The following is a 19,149-nucleotide window of genomic DNA, read 5'->3' on the forward strand; positions in this document are numbered from 1 at the left end:
CAGCAGATTGCCAGGTGACTCCTATGCCCCCGATGTTGTGGCGCAGCGCAACCGCAGCGCTCGCTAGTTTTTTTGTTCTCGCCAATAGCTCTCTAACGGTAGCCCAGAAGGCATCCGACGAATCCGGATCCCCGAGTGCAACCACCACCATCAGCGGGGAGCAACTTCCTCCACCACCACCGAAGTTCGGCGGCGTCATCAAGGAGGACGCCCTCAAGTCCACCCCCTGGTGGCCACCACGGGTGGTGCCACCAAAAGAGGCGCCCAACATCCTGTTGATCATGACCGACGACGCCGGCTTTGGCGTCCCCAGTACCTTTGGCGGCGTGATTCCAACGCCGACCATGGATCAGATCGCCGAGAGCGGATTACGCTACAACCGGATAATGTCTACAGCGCTGTGCTCACCGACTCGTGCCGCACTCATTACCGGGCGCAATCACCACTCTGTGGGCTTTGGCGTGATTGCAGAGCAGGCAACAGGCTTCCCGGGCTACGACAGCATCATCGGCACAGACAATGCGACCATCGGGCGCATCTTGCGCGACAACGGATACGCAACCAGCTGGTTTGGTAAAAATCACAATACACCGACCTATCAGGCCAGTCAGGCCGGGCCTTTCACGCAGTGGCCCACCGGCATGGGATTTGATTACTTTTACGGTTTTGTTGGTGGCGATGCCAATCAGTGGGGACCGAACCTGTTCCGGAACACAACACAGATTTATCCCTGGATAGGTCATGAGGGCAGCCTGAAGATGGATCGATCAGATCCCAATGCGGAAATCTGGCCAGTGACCGGCGAAGAACCCACCTGGAATTTGATCACCGCGATGGCGGACGACGCCATCGACTGGATGACCCGGATTCACCAGACCGACCCCAACCAGCCGATCTTCCTTCACTACGTACCCGGCGCCTCGCATGCCCCCCATCATCCGAAAAAGGAATGGGTGGACAAGATTCACGCGATGCACCTGTTCGACGATGGCTACGAGAAGCTGCGCGAGCGCATCTTCGCGAACCAGAAGAAACTCGGCATCATTCCAAAAGACCTGGAGCTGACGCCATGGCCCAAGGACATTCTCAAGCCCTGGGACGAGCTTACCGAAAAAGAGAAGAAGCTGTTTATCCGCCAGGTGGAGGTATTCGCCGCCTATGTAGCCTACAACGATCATGAGATCGGCCGGGTAATCCAGGCGTTTAAGGATCTGGGCAAGCTCGACAATACCGTCGTCATCTATATCAATGGTGACAATGGCACCAGCGCCGAGGGCGGGCCGGAGGGGACCTTCAATGAGGTCGCGTTCTTTAACGACGTCACACCATCTGTGGACGTGCAGATGAAGTACTACGAGGCCTGGGGCACTGAGTTTGCGTACAACCACATGTCCGCGGGATGGTCCTGGGCTTTCGACACCCCGTTTGACTGGTTCAAGCAGAACGCCTCCCGGCTGGGCGGCGTCAACCAGAACATGGTGGTTTCCTGGCCAAAGGGCATAAAGGACACAGGCAGTTTGCGTGAGCAGTTTATGCACGTCATCGACGTCACACCCACACTGCTGGAAATTACCGGCATTCCGGCCCCCGAGGTTGTGGATGGCATCAAGCAGAAACCCATCGAGGGTACCAGCTTCGCCTATACGTTCGACGCGAAAAATGCCAAGGCTCCCTCTCGACACAAGACCCAGTACTTCGAAATGATGGGCCAATGGGCGCTCTATCACGATGGCTGGCTGCTAAGCACCAGGGTCAATCGCGCGCCCTGGCAAGCCTTCGAGGCGGCAAACGCAGATCCGTTAAACAACCAGGTATTCCAGCTCTATAATTTGGCGGAGAATTTTAACCAGTCCGAGGACATCGCAGCCAAGCACCCGGACAAGGTCAAGCAGATGCGACAAATGTTTCTTGAGGAGGCCAAAAAATACCAGGTCCTACCGTTGAACGCTTCCGTGGCAGCCAGGGTTACCGCCCAGCGCCCGAGCCTCACCGCCGGCCGCAATGAGCTGGTGTACACCCGGCCAATGACCGGCACCCCCCAGGGCGATGCACCCTTCCTGCTCAATACCTCATATACCATTACCGCGGACATCACCGTGCCCGAGGGTGGTGCTGAGGGCATGATTGCCACCTCCGGAGGACGCTTTGCCGGCTGGGGTTTCTATCTACTGAAGGGGAAACCGGTATTTAACTGGAACCTGCTCAATCTCGACTGGGTCCGCTGGGAGGGCACCGAAGCGCTGAAGCCAGGTCGGCATACCGTCGAGTTCGATTTCAAGTACGACGGCCTCGGCCTGGGCACAATCAAGTTCAACAACTTTACCGGTGTCGGCAAGGGTGGCACTGGCACCCTGAAAGTTGACGGCAAAGTGGTGGCCGAAAAGCGGATGAAAAAAACCATCCCGATCATCCTGCAGTGGGATGAAAGTTTCGATATCGGTTCCGACACCATCACCGGTGTCGACGACAATGACTACACACCACCATTTCCGTTGACAGCGAAGTTCAATAAACTCACGATCAAGATTGACCGACCACAGCTGTCGCCACAGGATATCCAGAAGCTGGAGGCAGGCATGAAAAAAGCGGCGCTGGGCGTCCAGTAGTCAATGCCGCATCAATTTGCGGTGACAAATGCGGGCAGCACAAGATAGGCGAATCCACCTCTCTGATGATCAGTATATGTGCAGCTTATTTGATGTAGACGACCACGCCGGCATCGAGCGATTTGTCGATGAGCATGGCATCGCCCATCCGCAGCGTATGATCTTCGGCCGCCGGCGCCGCCCTACCTCACAGGTGAGCATTGTCACTGCACGGCACGGCACAGCGGAGATTGAAAACGCTATCTGGCATCTGTACCTGCAGCGGGATGGCGACGGCTGGAAACCCCACAAAAAGTACTGGTCCATCAACAGCAACTGGAAAAAGCTCGGGCAGCGGCCCGAGTACCGCAAGTCCCGCTGCCTGATTCCCGCCAGCGCCTGGGTGGAGAGCCAGCACGGGGACAACCCGGTGGAATTCAGTTTTGGCGAGCACGCTCCGTTCTTTTTCTGTGGGCTCTACAAGACCTGGGGGGACACCCTGAGCTGCAGCATCATTACCCTGGACGCGCACCCGGACACAAAGAAATACCATGAAAAAAGCTTTCCGATGATCGCACCGGAGGACTCCGGATTTATCGAGCAGTGGCTGGGGCCTGCGGAGGACACCATGGCATTCGAGCCCTACCTGCATGCCAGCACGGAGGTGGGAGGGAAACAGTTGATGGTTCAACCGGTGGAGAGGGCCACGTCTACCGAATACACCGCGGCGGCACACGTCGTCAATTGATGGCGATGTTGCACATCCTCAGCTGCGGGAGCTGTCCCACTCCCGCGCTGCCTTTCTGGTTTGTTGTTTGCTGTCAAAGCGATCAGCGGACTTTGCCCGGATATGGGCGCCACCTTTGCGCAACAGCGGGTTTTGCGCAACCGGATTGCCCGGTGTGCGCCGTTCTCTTACGGAAACTTTCAGCGAAATTTTCCGCTCCGGTTTTTTCTTCAATAATATCTCCTATCGATTCAATCAACCCTTTACGCAGATTACCTGCTTGAGGGTATGCACTACATCCACCAGGTCACGCTGGTTTTCCATCACCTGATCGATGTCCTTGTAAGCTCCGGGAATCTCATCGATCACCCCCTTGTCCTTACGGCACTGCACACCGCGAGTCTGGGCTTCCAGGTCATCCCGCGTGAAACGTTTGCGCGCCGCGGTGCGACTCATACGCCGCCCTGCCCCGTGGGCACAGGAGCAGAAAGACTCGGTATTACCGAGGCCGCGCACGATGTATGAACGCGCGCCCATGGAGCCGGGAATAATACCCAGCTGGTCTTTCTGCGCGCTGATCGCCCCCTTGCGGGTGACAAACACATCGCGGCCAAAGTGCTTCTCCCGCACCACATAATTGTGGTGGCAGTTGATCGCTTCGCTCTCCAGCGTGAAGGGCGGCAGGTGCTGCTGCAGCACACCCACAACCAGTTTCATCATCTCCTGACGGTTTACCCGTGCATATTCCTGCGCCCAGTGCACCGCCTCGATGTAGTCATCGAAATGGGCATTGCCCTCACTGAAATACGCCAGGTCGCGGTCCGGAAGGTTGTGCATATGCCCCTCCATATCCCGCTTCGCCAGCTGGATGAAATGCTGACCAATGGCATTGCCAATGCCACGACTGCCGGAGTGCAGCATCACCCATACCCGGTTGTTCTCGTCGAGACAGATCTCGATAAAGTGATTGCCACCACCCAACGTGCCCACCTGGGTGACCCAGGTTTCCTGCGGATTGCGCAGTTTTTTCAGCAGTTGCGGGTGTTTCGCAAACAGCATGTCGGCACCAGAAGCCAGCGTCTGCGCCGCCGCTTCGCGGGCGCTCACCCGCTTGTGGCGGGCAAACCCGACCGGCACACGCCGCTCGATCGCTTCGCGCAGCGGCTTCAGGTTATCCGGCAGCTGGTTGGCATGTAGCGAGGTGCGCACCGCATTCATGCCACAGCCGATATCCACACCCACCGCCGCCGGAATAATGGCACCGACGGTCGGGATAACAGATCCCACCGTGGCACCAATCCCCATATGGACATCCGGCATCGCCGCCACATGGGAATGGATGATGGGCAGCTGGGCGATATTCTTCAGTTGTTGCAATGCCGCGTTTTCCACGTCTTCCGTGTAAATCTTGACCGGCACGGTGCCGGGTGGTGCATTGCCGTTAAGTACCATTTTTACAGGCATAACTTGTCCCTGGATTTCTCCACGTAAGTAGTAATGTGCCTTTCAAAAAACCCGGAATTAAAAACGAAAAAGCCCCGGCGATAGCCAGGGCTTCAGAGAGATCTGGCTTGAAAGGCGGTAACACCTTTCAAGCGCGAGCACATGAAAGGCGGTTCAGTTAGAACTCAAGAGTATTCTCCGTTTTGGCATTTCATGGCTCCTGTTTCGTGGGTAAAAGTTGCGGCAAAGGATATTGCCTGCAATCCTCGTGTCAATAGATTTTTATACTTTTTGTATGTCGGCCCGCCACTGGTGCTGGCCCGCCGGGGTTTTACCAGGCCTTTGTCATCCTTATATACTCAGGCCTTTGCATTGAAAGCGGTTTAAATAGAACTTTATATACGGCCCCTAGCGCTGAGGGCTTGCCGCCAGCACGAAACCAACCCTGAATGGAAACAACCAGTATGGCCCTGACGCAGATTCCGGATATCAACCGCACCCCGCTGACCCGCAGGCATCCTTGGCTGGGTGTGTTTAGTGCGCTGTTACTGGCGGCCGCCACCACGAGCACGATGGCGGCCACTGAGCTCAGCGCTCCCCTGCCAAAACTGCTGCCCTGGCATGGCGCCTCTGAAAAGCTTATTCAGAAATCCGGCGATTGGGTGACGCCTGCTGAATCCAGCGACTTCAAAACAACCCCCGATTACGAGAACACCAGAGCCTTCGCCAGCAGGCTGGCCGAGGCCAGCGCCAATATCCAGGTCGAGGACATCGGCAGCGCCACCAGTGGCCGCAAGATTCAGCTGATAACCGTCAGTGACGGTGGCAGCGACCCAAGAACCAATGACAAACCGACCCTGCTGGTGCAGGCAGGAATCCACTCCGGGGAAATTGACGGCAAGGATGCCAGCTTTATGCTACTGCGGGACTACATCCGGGGCGATGAAAAGCTCGACGCACTGGTCCACCAGGTCAACCTGCTGGTAATCCCCATCCTGAATGTCGATGGCCACGAACGCTCAGGCCCTTACAACCGGATGAACCAGCGCGGCCCGGAAAACGCCGGCTGGCGCACCAATGGCAACAACCTGAACCTCAACCGCGACTACACCAAACTGGACACGCCGGAACTGCGCGCCGTAATGGACGTAATCAACGACTACCAGCCGGCGCTCTATCTGGATGTCCATGTAACCGATGGCGAGGACTACCAGTACGACATCACCTATGGCTACAACGGCGCGTTCGCCAGCGACTCCCCCGCCGTTGCCCAATGGCTGGAGACGCACTTTCAGGGGGACGTAGACAGCGCCCTGAGCGAAGCCGGACACATCCCCGGCCCGCTGATCTTCGGCGTAAACAGTAGCGAATTCTCCGACGGTATCAGCCACTGGACCGCAAGCCCCCGCTTCTCCAATGGCCTGGGTGATCTGCGCCATACCCCAACCGTACTGGTGGAAAACCACTCTCTCAAACCCTACCGCCAGCGGGTGCTGGGAACTTATGTCCTGATCGAGGCGGCTCTGGAATCACTGGCCGAACATGGCAGTGCGCTAAAAAGTGCGATCGACAGTGACCAGAAGCGACGGCCGCAAACCCAGGTACTGGCCTGGCGCGCGAACGAGAAACCCGATCTCACCGTCTATGCGGATAAGCCCTTCAAAGGCATCGCCTACAGGAAGTCACAAAACCCGATCAGCGGCCAGGAGCAGGTAGTATGGCTGGGCAAGGCCAAAGACTATGTTGGCCTTCCGGTATTCCGGGATGAAGTAAAGGCGGTAGAGGTACCGGTGCCCGATACATTCTATATCCCGCGTCACGAGCAGCTGGTCATCTCCAGACTCAAGGCGCACGGGATTGAAGTCAGCGAGCCGGAACAGAAATCCGGCACAGTTACCGAATTCACCGCTGAAGCCCACGAATTCGCCAATGCCCCCTTCGAGGGACACTTCCGCGTGCAGGCCGAGTTCTCACAGCAACAAATAGATAAGCCGCTGGGCAACTATGTAAAAGTCAGCACGGACCAACCACTGGGAAAACTGGCCACCGCCCTGCTCGACCCACGCGGGCCGGACTCCCTGTTTCAATGGGGGTTCTTCAATCAGATGTTCCAGCGCACGGAATATGCCGAGCCGTATGCGCTAATTCCCCTGGCAGAGAAGATGCTGGCACAAGACCCGAAGCTCAAAAAGGAGTTTGAACAAAAATTGAAGGACAAGGCGTTTGAAGAGAATCCCTCCGCGCGACTGGCGTTCTTCTACCAGCGCAGCTCCTACTACGATCAGGAGTACCTCAAGTATCCGGTGTTACTGCAGTACTGAGATCACCCGTATCAGAACTGGCGGGCTGCCTCCATCGGGGGCGCCTGCAATACCGTATAGCAGCGCGGCTTTACCCGCGCTGAAGCCCTACCAGTTCAGCTTGATGCGCAAGGGCGCGGTGTCGTCGGTCAGGCCACACATCTCCTCGTAAGGCGTCATCTGCTCCAGCCAAACCTCATCAAGAACGTGACTCCGGAAGTGGTCACGGATCTCTTCAAGGCAGTGAAACCTGTGCGGATGCGACTTCCGGTCCGTCAGAAGCTGGGCCCCGTTTTCATCAACGGTCCGAACGAGATAAAACTGTCCCTCTAGAGAGAGGATCTGCAGGTTCATGTTGCCTCCTTGGGCACACGGGGCTGATAGCCCCGGCCGCACCTTTACTTCAGCTTAAGGTGAAAGCTACGCGACAGGAAATTTGACTGCCTGCGACATAGCCGGTGTGACATGGGCAAGCTGGCTTCTTTAAAGGTCCATTCAGCGGTCCATTTAACCGTCCATTTCGATCAGCATCTAGCACCACACCAGCCTTTTGATATTTGTCAAAAACGGGCGAGTTCTTAGCGACTTCCGTTATTAAAAAATGCACCTGCGCGGGTTAAAGTTCTTTGCAATACACCTCCGGCACCTTGGAGGCGAGCACTGATCCGGAAAACCGCATGGATACATCGGTCGCCATCTACACCCTGGTCATTTACAAGCTCCTGCTGCTGCTCATTGGCTTCTGGTCCCAGCAAAGAACCCGGAACACAACGGATTACTTTCTCGGCAGTCGCAACCTCGGACCTGTAGTTGCTGCGGTCAGTTATGGCGCGAGCAGCGCATCCGCCTGGACGCTGCTTGGCATGAGCGGGGTCACCTACGTTCTGGGGATTTCAGCCATCTGGATTGCGGCGGGCGCCATCGCAGGATGTGCCGTGGCATGGCTATGGATTGCACCGCGCCTGATGCAGCACACCCGGACAGTGGACCAAATAACCCTGACAGAGTTTCTCGCCGGGGATGGCAAGCAACAGGCAGCTGGCAGCGTTACTCCCATCGCACAGATTGCCTCTGTGATTATCCTCGTGTCTTTCATTTTCTACATTGCTGCCCAATTTCAGGGGTCGGCCACGACCTTTGCCAGTGTGTTTGACCTGCCACTGGCCGAGAGCCTGATTCTCGGTGCCGCCATCATCACCATCTATACGTTTCTCGGCGGCTTTTGGGCCGCCAGCATTACCGATACGCTGCAAGGTATCCTGATGCTGGTTGCGGCCATTCTGTTACCGTGTACCGCCTTCGTGCACCTGGGTGGCTGGGAAGCCATCATCGACTCCGGGGTTTTCGCGGGATCGAGCTGGGTACCGACAGGAAATAATGTCGGTCTTGCCGCGGTCGGTTTCATTGTTGGCAACCTGGCCGTTGGTATAGGCACGCTCGGCCAGCCGCATCTGCTGAACCGCTTCATGGCACTGCGGGACGACCGCGCGCTCAGAACGGCCCAGTGGCTGGCCATTGGCTGGATCACTCTCATTTTTTCCTGCATGTTCGCACTCGGCCTGATGGGCAGAATCCTGGTCCCCGATCTGGCAGACCCCGAGTCACTGTTTTTCCAGCTGTCCAGCCAACTGCTCTCGCCGGTGTTGGCCGCGATGCTGCTCGCGGCCGTGCTGTCTGCCATTATGTCTACCGCCGACAGCATGCTCTTGGTAGTCGCGTCCACCATATCCCATGACCTCAAACTGCAGCGTCTGCTGCCCGGGCGCGAGCTGCTGCTTTCGCGACTGTCGATGACGGCGGTGGCGACACTGGCGGTACTGGTTGCCCTCTACCTGCCAGCGACGATTTTTGAGCGGGTGCTGTTTGCCTGGATTGCCATAGGGTCGGCATTCGGACCGACAGTTCTCGCGCGGCTTGGGGGACTGCCGTTGGCTACCCGCACGGTGGCACACTCGATTGTTACCGGCTTCGTGCTCGCAGTAGCGCTTTACCTGCTTCCCAACACACCCGGCGACTGGGCGGAAAGGCTCATTCCTTTCTGTGCCGCCAGTGCAGTTCTTCTAGTGCCTCTGGCTTTACGGCGATTCTCACCAAAATTTCGCACAGTACCCACCAGCGACCAGACGCCATAGCCTCGGATGCCCCAATCACCGGTGCGCACAAACGAAAAAGCCGTGCTTATAAGCACGGCTTTTTCGCAAGCGGGTGAGGCCCGTTTGACGTGAGTCAGACCTCTTCAGGTTTCGTCGTGGTCTCCGCCGCCACAGGTCGCCGGGTAGGCGCGACCAGCGGCACGGTATCCAGCGCCCACTTGAAGTGGGGATTGGTGCGGCGCGCCGGGGATGGAATCGTAAATACTTTCTCTCCCTCAAACGGCTTCATGGCCTTGGTATCGATCTTCCAGCCTTTTTCCTCAATATGCTTCCTGCGAATCATACGCCAGGCACTCATGAACTTGTCCTGCTCCACAGACACTTCATGCTCGAGGGACTCCGGCAAGTAATTCGGCGACAGTTCCGAAACGATAGCGCCGTCCTCCCCGAAAACTTTGCTGGTTCGCTTCTTCGAACCTTTGTCGAATATCGGCCACTTGAAGAAATTACGCACTTGCACGGCAAAGGAACGGGTGGTGTTCTCGTCGACGGGGGTATTGGCATCGAAAATGATCATCTCCATCCAGGAGTTCACCTTGATGTGCAGGCGGACACAGTGCCCCGGCAGGTAAAAAGCCGGCGTCACATAAGTGGCCTGTTTATCGCGGCGAAACAGTTTCATCAGACCAAAGTTGCCCTGCAACTGGGGGGGATACAGAACGTTGTCGGAGGAACCCCAGTACTCACCGCGATCCACTTTCAGGATCTGGTTCTTGTCCGCCATTTCCTTATAGCCAAAACCGGGGTGTACAAAAGACGTATGGGCGATATCGATACCGTTCTCAAGTACACGATCCACGGACCCCTGCCAGTTGTACTCAACCTCTACGGCGCGCCAGGTCTGCTTATCGTCATATTCTGGAAAATCTGGAATGGGGTAGCGCTCCTCCTCAGGAAGATCCCCCATAAACACCCAGATCATGCCGTAGCGCTCCTGCGTGGGATAGGCATCGATGCGCGCCCGCTCCGGGATAGGCGCACCCTCTCCCCGGGATGGAATGAATTGCACTTTCCCTTCGGCGTCGAACTCCCAGCCGTGATAGGGGCAGGCCACACAATCGCGCTCGGTGGTCCAGCCCTTGGAGAGTGATCCGCCGCGATGGATACACACATCGCTCAGGCAGTTCACCTTGCCACTTTTGTCGCGAAACAGAACGAAGTTCTGTCCGAGCATTTTGACGCGGACGGGCTTATCCTTTACCGCTTTGGACCACTCTGCTACATACCACAGGTTCGTCAGCATGATTTCCATCCCAGTGTGTTATTGATCTGTACTGTTTACGCATTTGCGCTCCAGCGAGATCACTCTTGTTATCGTTGTGTTTGTTTTTTCCGTCAGATTTCCTGCCCTAACGGCAGCAGGCTCTGGTTGTGCTCACCCAACTTCGGCAAGCCGGTGTTCACTTGGGCCGGCTCGTGCAAATATTTAATGGGCACCCCCAGGTGACGGTTACCCTCATCATCCTCGAAAACCATCCGCCGCTGCCACAGGTGCTCTTCGTCCAGCGCCTCGTGCAACAGGCGCACCGGTGACCAGCACACATCGAGATCTTCAAACCATTCAGTCCATTGCGCCAGCGTGCGCAGGGAAAACTCGTGCTGCAGAAACTCGATCGCCTCCTGTTGCTCGCCGGGCGGACGCGCACAGGTTGACGCCAATTCGGGTCGCCCCAGCTTGCGGAAAAGATTCTCCGCGAACTTCACTTCGCTGCCACCGAGGGTCAAATGCCGACCATCCGCAGTGCGATAAATACGATACATCGCATTGCCTCCCCACGAGCGCTCCCGCTTGACCACCGGCGAGCGCCCCTCGGCAAATACCGGACCAAGGGCGTTCGGCAGCCAGGCCACGAGGCTGTCCTGCATGGAAATATCCAGATAGTCACCCTGCCCGGTATCCCTGCGCCGCAACAGCGCCATTAGTATGCCCGAAAGCGCCATCAGAGACGCGGCCATATCCGCGACCGGCATCGCAGGAGAACAGGGTTCACCATCCGCCCCCTCATTCAGGAACACGGTTCCTGAATCTGCCTGAATACTGAGATCATGTGCGGGTTTCTGATTCTTGGGGCCGGACTGGCCGAACGCGGAGATTGAGCAGTAGACCAGACGCGGGTTGCGGGCACTGAGCGTGGCGTAGTCCAGCCCCAAACGGGCCATCGCGCCCGGACGGAAGCCCTCGACAAATACATCGGCGCTGTCGATGAGCTTCAGCAGCTGCTGTTTCTGCTGCTCGTCCTTGAGGTTGAGACAGAGGCTTTTTTTCCCGCGATGAGTATTGCGGAACCAAACCGCTTCGCCATTTTTACGCAATCCGATACGGCGCGCCGGCTCACCGGCGGGCGGCTCCACCTTGATCACCTCCGCCCCGTGGTCCGCCATCATCATGGTCAGGTGCGGTCCCGGCAAAAACAGCGAGAGGTCAACAACACGTATGCCTTGCAGTTTCATTGGGCGGATTGCCTCCGGTCAGAACAAGGTAATGCCCGGCTCAGATAACCTGCCCGCTTCTCCACGCTGCAATGTCTTCAGCGGAATAACCGAGCCCGAGCAACAGCTCCTCGCTGTCTGCGCCGAGGGCAGAGCAGCCGGTTCCTGTGGGCCTGTTTCCATCGAATTTTAACGGGCTTGCCAGCAGCCTGAATTGACTATTGTCAACATGTGGCAGCGACTGCAGCAGACCGGTTTGCGCCAACCAGGGGTTGTCCATGGCCTGGGCAAAAGTGTTCACCGGAGCCAGTGGCAGGCGACCGGCAAATACCGCCATCCAATGGGCATTGGGTTGCGAGGAGAACTCCGTATCCAGGATTTCCGTCAGTGTCTCACGATACTGGCGGCGCGCCGCCACCGTGGCAAATCGCACGTCCGCCAACAGGTCGGGACGCCCCAGCCCCTCCACCAGGACCTGCCAGAATTTCTCGGTCATGGCCATGACAAACACCCAGCCATCGGCACTGCGGTAAATCTGGCAGGGAACCGTTGACGGGTGACCCGAACGCGGCACGCGCCCAGTCTCGTGGCCTCGATTCAGGTACCAGGTGGCGGGATAGGTAAGTTGAGTCGCCGCCACATCGAACAGGCTGACGTCCACGTCGCGCCCGGTGCCACCGCGCAGCACACCGACCAGGACACCGAGCACCGCCATGGCAAGGGTCACCCCGCTCATGAAATCCACCATCGACAGACCGAAGCGCGCGGGCGGAGACCCCGGCTCTCCGGTCAAGTCCATGAACCCCATCTCGGCCTGCATCAGATAGTCGTATCCGGGCCATCCGGCGCGGTCGTTGTCGCGACCATAAGCGGAGAGATGCCCGCAGATGATCTCTCGCTTGACGCCCCCCAGGCTGTCGTAATCCAGCCCCAGCTTAGCCGGCTGGTCACCGCGCAGATTGTTCATCACGATATCGGCGCTCTGCACCAGGCGCTCGAAAATCTTGCGCCCTTCCGGACTCTTCAGGTCCAGCGTCAGGCTCTTTTTGCTGCGATTGAAGGTCTGGAAAAAATCGCTGTCATTATCCCCCAGGAAATAGGGGCCGGACTGTCGGGCCACATCGCCGCCGGTGGCGGGATTTTCGATCTTGATGACCTCGGCCCCCATGTCCGCAAGCTGCATCGAACCGAAAGGACCGGCCCCATACTGCTCCACGGCGATCACCCGGATGCCCGCCAGTGGTTTGTTATGCATTACAGAGCCGCCTCGCGGGCCGCCAACTGTTTGGCGATGATGATGCGTTGCATTTCGTTGGTGCCCTCGCCCACGCACATCAGCATGGCGTCGCGGTAGTAGCGCTCGATTTCATACTCGGTGGAAAAACCGTAACCACCGAAAATTCGCATGGCCTCCTGGGCGCAGAACACTCCGGCCTCACTGGCAAAATACTTGGCCATGCCCGCTTCCATGTCGCAGCGCTGGCCGCTGTCGTACATACGCGCCGCCTGCTCCACCAGCAGCTTTGCCGCCTCGACTTTCGCCGCCATCTCCCCCAGCTTTAGCTGGATGGCCTGGTGCTGAATGATCGGCTTGCCAAAGGTTTCCCGCTCGGAGGCATAGCGCACCGCCAGTTTCAGGGCACCCTGGGCGATGCCGGCACCGCGCGCGGCGACGTTGATACGACCGAGTTCCAGTCCGCCGACCGCCATATGGAATCCGCGACCTTCCTCGCCACCGACCAGATCATCGGCGGACACGCGGAAATCCTCAAACACTACCTCCGCCGTGTCGATGGCGCGATAGCAGGTTTTCTTGATTTTGTTGACGGTAATACCCGGCAGCAGATTGCCCGCGTCATCCTTGGTGCGAATAGCAAACATGGACATACCGCGGTGACGGGGTTCCGCATTGGGGTCAGTTTTCACCAGCAAGCCCAGACAGTTGCCATTCATCGCATTGGTGATCCACATCTTGCTGCCGTTGATCACGTACTCATCACCATCGCGCTTGGCCACACAGCGGATCGCCTGCAGGTCGGAGCCGGCATTGGGTTCCGTCAAGGCGATGCCGCCGCGCAGGGCTCCCTCCGCCATCAACGGCAAAAAGCGCTGTTTCTGCTCTTCGGTACCGAAGCGTTCGATCGCCGCCGCCATGATCAGATGGGAGTTGAAAATACCACCGGGCGCCATCCACACTGCGGAAATTTTCTGCACGATGCGCGCGTAGGTAGTGGCCGACAGCGCCAGTCCGCCATAATTTTCACCGATGGTGGCACCAAACAGTCCGAGGGACTTCATGGTTTCCACCAGCTCGTGGGGATACTCGTCGGCGAGATCCTTTTCCCGCGCGATCGGTGCCACTTCGTTCGCCACGAAGCGGTCTATGGTATCGAGAATCGCGGCCTCGTCTTCTGCAGTCCAGCCCATTATTACTGTCTCCTGTTACTACTTGCCCGGAATCAATAATTCACTTTGTCTTCCATTTCGGCGCCGCGTTTCCACACCAGCACCTTGCGTACGAACGAGCACACTTCGGTGCCGTCCTGCTTGATACCGCGGGTACGCACGGTAACGATGCCCTGGTTCGGGCGCGACTTGGACTCGCGCTTGTCCAGCACTTCCGATTCCGCGTAGAGGGTATCTCCCACGAACAGCGGCGCAGTCAGCCGAATGTCATCCCATCCCAGGTTGGCGATGGCCTTCTGGCTGATATCCGTCACACTCATACCGACCATCAACGCCACGGTGAATGGACTGCACACCAGCGGTTTGCCAAATTCCGTACCCTCCGCATATACCTTGTCAAAGTGCGCGGGATGGGTATTCATGGTCAGCAGCGTGAACCAGGTATTGTCGGTTTCGGTGATGGTGCGCCCTGGGCGGTGCTCGTAGATGTCGCCCACTTTGAAATCGTCAAAAAAGCGTCCGAACGTTTCACGGTAGCGGTTTTCACCAACCTGTTTTACTTCTCCAGCCATAGCTAAGATTCCACTGCGGTTTACACAAATTCTTTTTCGGCATGCACGCGCGCAATCAGCTTGCGCGCGCTGTCCACGATGGGTTGATCCACCATGCGTCCATCCACGACAACAGCACCGCCCTGTGCCTGCTCAAATACGCGTACGATTTCCTGCGCCTTTCGCAGCGCTTCCGGCGTCGGCGAAAAGCCGCGGTGAATCCCCTCTATCTGCGCTGGATGAATCGCGGCCTTGGCAGAAAAACCCAGTGCGGCCACACGGCGTGCTTCACTCTCGATCCCCTGTACATCGCGCACATCCAGAAAAGGCACATCGATGACCGGCAGCCGGTACGCTGCGGCGGTCAACACCATTTGCGAACGCGCCCACAGCAAGGGCTCCCACGCGAAATCGGCACCCACCTGCGCGGCGAAATCACCACCGCCAAACATCACGGCGTCCAGTGCGCTGTCGCGGCAGATAGACTCCAACCCAAGCAGGCCGGACGCACTTTCGATCAACGCGATCCAACCGACCGGCTGCCCCAGCAGACTCGCTGCGGTTGCCACCTCCGCGGCATTTTCCGTTTTTGCCAGCATCAGTCGCGCGGGCAGGCGGCCCCGGGAAAGCGCGTACAGATCCGCCCTGCCCTCGTCGCTGCTGACCGCACTGACGCGAACCACCAGCCGCTCTAGCACCGGCAGATCACAGCGCGCGAGAAAATCACATACGGCCGTGCGGGCGTCCGCTTTCTGGGCCAACGGCACCGCATCTTCGAGATCGATGCACACCAGGTCGGCACCGCTATCCAGCGCCTTCTCAAACCGGTCGGGGCGATGTCCCGGTACGAACAACAGGCTGCGTGCGTTAAGCATCAGACGTACTCCCAACCGCGCAGTGGTTCGCGCACCTGAGTGGCCGGGACCTGGGCAGCAAAGGCTTCGGCGATGGCGGCGCGAGTGGTAAACCAGACCCCGTCCTGGCCCTTGGCATAGCGCAGGAATTCTTCCAGTGCGCCGATACGTCCCGGGCGGCCGATAATCCGCAGGTGCAGGCCGAGGGACATCATGCGCGTGCGGCTGCCCCCCTCTGCCAGCAGGGTATCGAGGGTTCGGCAGGCATAATCGAGCCATGCCTGCGGCGTCAGCGACGGCGCGGTCCAGAATTTCATATCGTTGGAGTCGATGGCATATGGCAGGACCAGCATGGGCTTGTCGGAACCCTGCACCGGCGCCCAGAACGGCTCATCCGCGCTGTAGTCGTCCATGTGGTAATCAAAGCCCTCCTCCTGCAACAGCCGCCGGGTGTTGTCGGTGTGCAGGTAGCGGCTCAGCCAGCCACGGGGGCGCTGCCCGGTGGTATTGGCAATCGACGCAATGGCATCGCGAATGAATTTCCGCTCCGCGTCTTCATCCATACCGAACTGGTGCTGCCAGCGGTAGCCATGACTGCACACCTCGTGCTCGCCCTCGGCAATAAAACGTGCGATTTGCGGGGCACGCTCCAGGGCCAGCGCCGCCGCGCAGAAAGTGGCCGGCACCTGATAGCGCTGCAGCAGCGCCTGAATACGCGGCCAGCCCTCGCGGATGCCATATTCGTAATTGCTCTCGTTGGCGTGCGCGCGGATTGGCTTGCGCGGCGCCACCCCCAGCTCGTCCACCGGCTCCGGACCGCGGTCGCCGTCGAGGAGCGTGCTCTCGGAGCCCTCCTCCACATTCACCACAATCGAAAGTGCGAGCCGGGCATCCCCCGGCCACAAAACCTTGCTGTTCATGCCCGACAGTACCTGGTTACCCACTCAGTGATACTCCTCACCGCCGGAGACATTCATCGCCTCACCGGTGATATAAGACGCCTCATCGGAGCACAGGAACGCACACGCCTTGGCCACATCTTCCTGCAGCCCGGGCCGCCCAAGGGGAATGCGCGCGCGCATATCGTCCATATAGCGCTCGTAGCCCTTGCCCGTGACCTCAGAGAAATGCGTGTTCTGCCAGGCACCCAGCCCGGTGGTCACATGGTTCGGACAGAGGGTGTTGACGGTAATTCCGGCCGGCCCGAGTTCCTGCGCCGCCGAGCGAGTCAGACCCACCATGCCGTGCTTGGACGCGGTATAGGCCGCGGCATGGGCGAAACCGGACTTGGACGCCTGACTGCCGATGTTGATGATGCGGCCGCCGCGTCCCTGCCGCAGCATAATCTCGGCCGCGTACTTGATACCCAGGAAGGCGCCGCGCAGGTTCACCCCGAGCACCGCGTCCCATTTGTCCGCAGCCATGTCCACAATCGGCGCCATCAGATAACCGATGCCCGCGTTGTTGATCCAGATGTCCAGGCTGCCGAAATGCCCAAGAGCAAATTCGGCCGCCGCGTGTACTTCCTGAGGCTCGAGAACATTGCAGACACAGGTGGCCACATCGCCGCCCGCGGCGCGGATCTCCGCAGCGATCTCCTCCATCTCGGCGCTGGTCCCCACCGCCTGTTCCGGCATGTGCTCGCCGGCCGCGTGGCCGATATCGGTCAATACCACTTTCACGCCTTCCGCCGCCAGGCGTCTGGCCATCGCCTCTCCCAACCCCTCTCGGCGGCCGGCGCCGGTAATCACCGCTACCTTGCCTGCCAGTTCCGGATACTTTCCCTGCGCGTATGTCATGGTTTGCCTCCTGGTCACAGCCCGGCTCAGATGGATTCGGTCAGGATAAACTGCGGGTTGTCCGCAAGCTGCTGAAACTCCGCGGCGACCTTTTGCATGGTCTCGCTGGAGACATCCGCGCCCAACTGCTGCATGTCTTTTACCACCAGAAGCTCCACGTACTGGTAGGGCGCTGGCGCATCCGACCCCAACAGGCCGGTGGTGCGCAGTACAGAAAACTGGTCGACGGCGTCGAGCTTGCGCACGGTGGGCAGGTCGGTCGTCCTCGCCCACTCCTCGTAATCAGAGGGGCTAACGCCCGGCTTGAGGTTGAACAGCACAACGATAGTGGTAGTCACGGTAGCGCCTCCGCCTGATGATCTATGGTTTGACCATCCTATTCTTGAGCTAATGTTATGTCAATATAACATTTAGATCATGTGCCAGACAGCGGTAGCCGGGGCGAAATCGGCGAGGGATCAGAGGCCGTGCGCACCGACAGGCGCGCACGGGAACAAAGGACTTGAGGGGCGTCGGGGTGCGAATCAGGCTTTAGCGGATAGCCCCTCGATAAAGGCGTGGTAGGCAATACGCACTTCGTGTAGCACCTCCCGTACCGGGGCAACGCTATTGACCCACGCCCACCAGGCCGCCAGACGGGGGTATTCGTCCAGTGGATCGTCAATGCCCACCAGCGGCGAGAGCTCGTGCAGGTACAGTAGCGTGGGTGCCAGCGCGACATCCCCCAGGTGCAGCGGGCGCTCGCCCTCCCCAAAACTCGCCAACAACCGCTCCCCTTTTGCCAGTTCTCCGCGCAGGCCCTGGGCAATGCTGGCCGTTTCACCGGCGGCCCCCATGGCGGCACGGAACAGCGGGAACAGCGCATTCACAGCCAGGTGCAGGTCCGCATAACGCCCGAGCATACGCATCTGTGCACGCTCCAGGGCATCCGCCGGAACCAGCGCACGGCCGCCTTCGCCACCATTCCCCGCATTGACCTCCGCCAGGTACTCCATGATCGCCCAGCTTTCCGCAATGGTCTCACCACTGTCGAGCTCCAACACCGGCACTTTGCCCAGGGGAAAGCGCTGCATAAACGCGTCAGTGCGCAGAGGCACCGGCGGCGCCAATACCTCCACAGGCAGGTTTTGCAGGCGAATCTGGATCCGCACCCGTGCGGCATAAGGGGAATGAGGCAGGTTGTACAATTTCACAGCAATTCTCCCGCTATCAGTAGATCAGGTGCAGGCCGTAGGCGGCATTCGCCAGCAGCCCCACCCAGATCAGGTAAACAAACGGCCGGCAGGATGCAATGGAACGGCTGATAGTGCGGTTCACGGAATCACTGTCGTCGCCAGACATCAGGCGCCCCCAGGCCGCACCGAAGGTTTTCAGCCGCATCCGGATCATCAGTCCGCACAGCACCAGCAGCGCAAAGATTCCAAGCTTGATGGCGAGCCAATCGGAAGGGAGGATCACATTGGTGACCAGCGCATAGCCCGCAAGCCCCAGCAGCACGATGATGATGCCCACCCGCAGATAGAAATCAAAGCGGGTGAGCACCGGTACAAACGCTTTGCCGTGGGCAAAATGCAGGGTGGCCACCAGCAGCAGCCAACCCAGACATAAAGCCCAGGCCAGCCACAGCCATACCGTCGGCACCAGCATCTGACCGCTCATGTGCGCCAGCTGCAGTCCCAGCGGAAGAATCAGCGGCATACAAAAACGGGGCCCCTGGTCACACCCCATCATGATAGTGAGCGCAGTGCTGCGCGCCTGTGGCGACAGGTCGGAACGGGTTACATAGCGGCTCGCATAAAAGGTGCCGAGATCCCCTCCCAGCCAGTAGACAAAGCACAGGTTGTGCAACAACTTTACAAACAGATACGCACTCATACTGGTCAATTCTTTTTAGTTGAGGT

Annotated in this window: 17 protein-coding genes; 4 read left to right on the forward strand and 13 right to left on the reverse strand. The window is 58.7% G+C overall.

Translation table 11 applies throughout. The features are described 5' to 3' along the window. The first annotated feature begins 23 nt into the window (after window positions 1-23). Both GTQ55_RS10080 and GTQ55_RS10085 read left to right on the forward strand, forming a co-directional pair. Window positions 24-2,606, forward strand: a complete 2,583-nt coding sequence (locus GTQ55_RS10080) for an arylsulfatase (RefSeq protein WP_202620610.1) — start codon at window positions 24-26, stop codon at window positions 2,604-2,606. Window positions 2,607-2,682: 76 nt separating this feature from the next. After that, window positions 2,683-3,333 carry an SOS response-associated peptidase family protein gene (locus GTQ55_RS10085; protein ID WP_161858622.1) on the forward strand — a complete coding sequence of 217 codons (651 nt, stop codon included), beginning with the start codon at window positions 2,683-2,685 and terminating at the stop codon, window positions 3,331-3,333. Between the two features lie 234 nt (window positions 3,334-3,567). Here the strand turns inward: GTQ55_RS10085 and GTQ55_RS10090 are convergent, their stop codons facing one another. Then, window positions 3,568-4,776 carry an RtcB family protein gene (locus GTQ55_RS10090; RefSeq protein WP_161858623.1) on the reverse strand — a complete coding sequence of 403 codons (1,209 nt, stop codon included), beginning with the start codon at window positions 4,774-4,776 and terminating at the stop codon, window positions 3,568-3,570. Between the two features lie 428 nt (window positions 4,777-5,204). Between GTQ55_RS10090 and GTQ55_RS10095 the strand changes: the two genes are divergently transcribed. Beyond that, complete coding sequence (locus GTQ55_RS10095; protein WP_202620611.1) at window positions 5,205-7,076, forward strand: M14 family metallopeptidase; 1,872 nt, start codon at window positions 5,205-5,207, stop codon at window positions 7,074-7,076. An 87-nt stretch (window positions 7,077-7,163) separates the two neighbouring features. On the opposite strand, the gene GTQ55_RS10100 is transcribed toward GTQ55_RS10095, so the two are convergent. Then, entirely contained in the window at window positions 7,164-7,409 is a 246-nt protein-coding gene (locus GTQ55_RS10100) for a DUF6482 family protein (RefSeq protein WP_161858624.1), read from the reverse strand. A gap of 323 nt (window positions 7,410-7,732) precedes the next feature. Here GTQ55_RS10100 and GTQ55_RS10105 point away from each other — a divergent pair, with 323 nt between their 5' ends. Further along, complete coding sequence (locus tag GTQ55_RS10105) at window positions 7,733-9,187, forward strand: sodium/proline symporter (protein ID WP_161858625.1); 1,455 nt, start codon at window positions 7,733-7,735, stop codon at window positions 9,185-9,187. 94 nt (window positions 9,188-9,281) lie between these two features. On the opposite strand, the gene GTQ55_RS10110 is transcribed toward GTQ55_RS10105, so the two are convergent. From GTQ55_RS10110 to GTQ55_RS10160, 11 genes are all read right to left on the reverse strand, one after another. Then, window positions 9,282-10,451 carry an aromatic ring-hydroxylating dioxygenase subunit alpha gene (locus GTQ55_RS10110; protein ID WP_161858626.1) on the reverse strand — a complete coding sequence of 390 codons (1,170 nt, stop codon included), beginning with the start codon at window positions 10,449-10,451 and terminating at the stop codon, window positions 9,282-9,284. A gap of 92 nt (window positions 10,452-10,543) precedes the next feature. Next, window positions 10,544-11,659: a CaiB/BaiF CoA transferase family protein gene (locus GTQ55_RS10115; RefSeq protein WP_161858627.1), complete on the reverse strand. Its 1,116-nt coding sequence runs from the start codon at window positions 11,657-11,659 to the stop codon at window positions 10,544-10,546. A 40-nt stretch (window positions 11,660-11,699) separates the two neighbouring features. Further along, window positions 11,700-12,893: a CaiB/BaiF CoA transferase family protein gene (locus GTQ55_RS10120; protein ID WP_161858628.1), complete on the reverse strand. Its 1,194-nt coding sequence runs from the start codon at window positions 12,891-12,893 to the stop codon at window positions 11,700-11,702. Beyond that, a complete protein-coding gene (locus GTQ55_RS10125) occupies window positions 12,893-14,065 on the reverse strand; it encodes an acyl-CoA dehydrogenase family protein (RefSeq protein ID WP_161858629.1) in 1,173 nt (390 codons plus the stop codon). Before GTQ55_RS10125 ends, GTQ55_RS10120 begins: the two co-directional genes overlap by 1 nt. Window positions 14,066-14,097: 32 nt before the next feature. Next, window positions 14,098-14,616 carry a MaoC family dehydratase gene (locus tag GTQ55_RS10130; RefSeq protein WP_161858630.1) on the reverse strand — a complete coding sequence of 173 codons (519 nt, stop codon included), beginning with the start codon at window positions 14,614-14,616 and terminating at the stop codon, window positions 14,098-14,100. A 20-nt stretch (window positions 14,617-14,636) separates the two neighbouring features. Beyond that, complete coding sequence (locus GTQ55_RS10135; protein WP_161858631.1) at window positions 14,637-15,470, reverse strand: HpcH/HpaI aldolase/citrate lyase family protein; 834 nt, start codon at window positions 15,468-15,470, stop codon at window positions 14,637-14,639. Then, on the reverse strand, window positions 15,470-16,393 hold the full coding sequence (locus GTQ55_RS10140; protein ID WP_237567641.1) for a polysaccharide deacetylase family protein: 924 nt from the start codon (window positions 16,391-16,393) through the stop codon (window positions 15,470-15,472). Before GTQ55_RS10140 ends, GTQ55_RS10135 begins: the two co-directional genes overlap by 1 nt. Next, window positions 16,394-17,248, reverse strand: coding sequence for an SDR family NAD(P)-dependent oxidoreductase (locus GTQ55_RS10145; RefSeq protein WP_161858632.1), 855 nt, complete (start codon window positions 17,246-17,248; stop codon window positions 16,394-16,396). 26 nt (window positions 17,249-17,274) lie between these two features. Beyond that, complete coding sequence (locus tag GTQ55_RS10150; RefSeq protein WP_161858633.1) at window positions 17,275-17,586, reverse strand: REDY-like protein HapK; 312 nt, start codon at window positions 17,584-17,586, stop codon at window positions 17,275-17,277. A gap of 186 nt (window positions 17,587-17,772) precedes the next feature. Beyond that, entirely contained in the window at window positions 17,773-18,441 is a 669-nt protein-coding gene (locus GTQ55_RS10155; protein ID WP_161858634.1) for a glutathione S-transferase family protein, read from the reverse strand. A gap of 16 nt (window positions 18,442-18,457) precedes the next feature. After that, window positions 18,458-19,123 carry a hypothetical protein gene (locus GTQ55_RS10160; protein WP_161858635.1) on the reverse strand — a complete coding sequence of 222 codons (666 nt, stop codon included), beginning with the start codon at window positions 19,121-19,123 and terminating at the stop codon, window positions 18,458-18,460. Window positions 19,124-19,149 lie beyond the last annotated feature (26 nt).

The sequence above is a fragment of the Microbulbifer hydrolyticus genome (genome assembly GCF_009931115.1).
In the GTDB taxonomy this organism is placed as follows: Bacteria; Pseudomonadota; Gammaproteobacteria; order Pseudomonadales; family Cellvibrionaceae; genus Microbulbifer; species Microbulbifer hydrolyticus.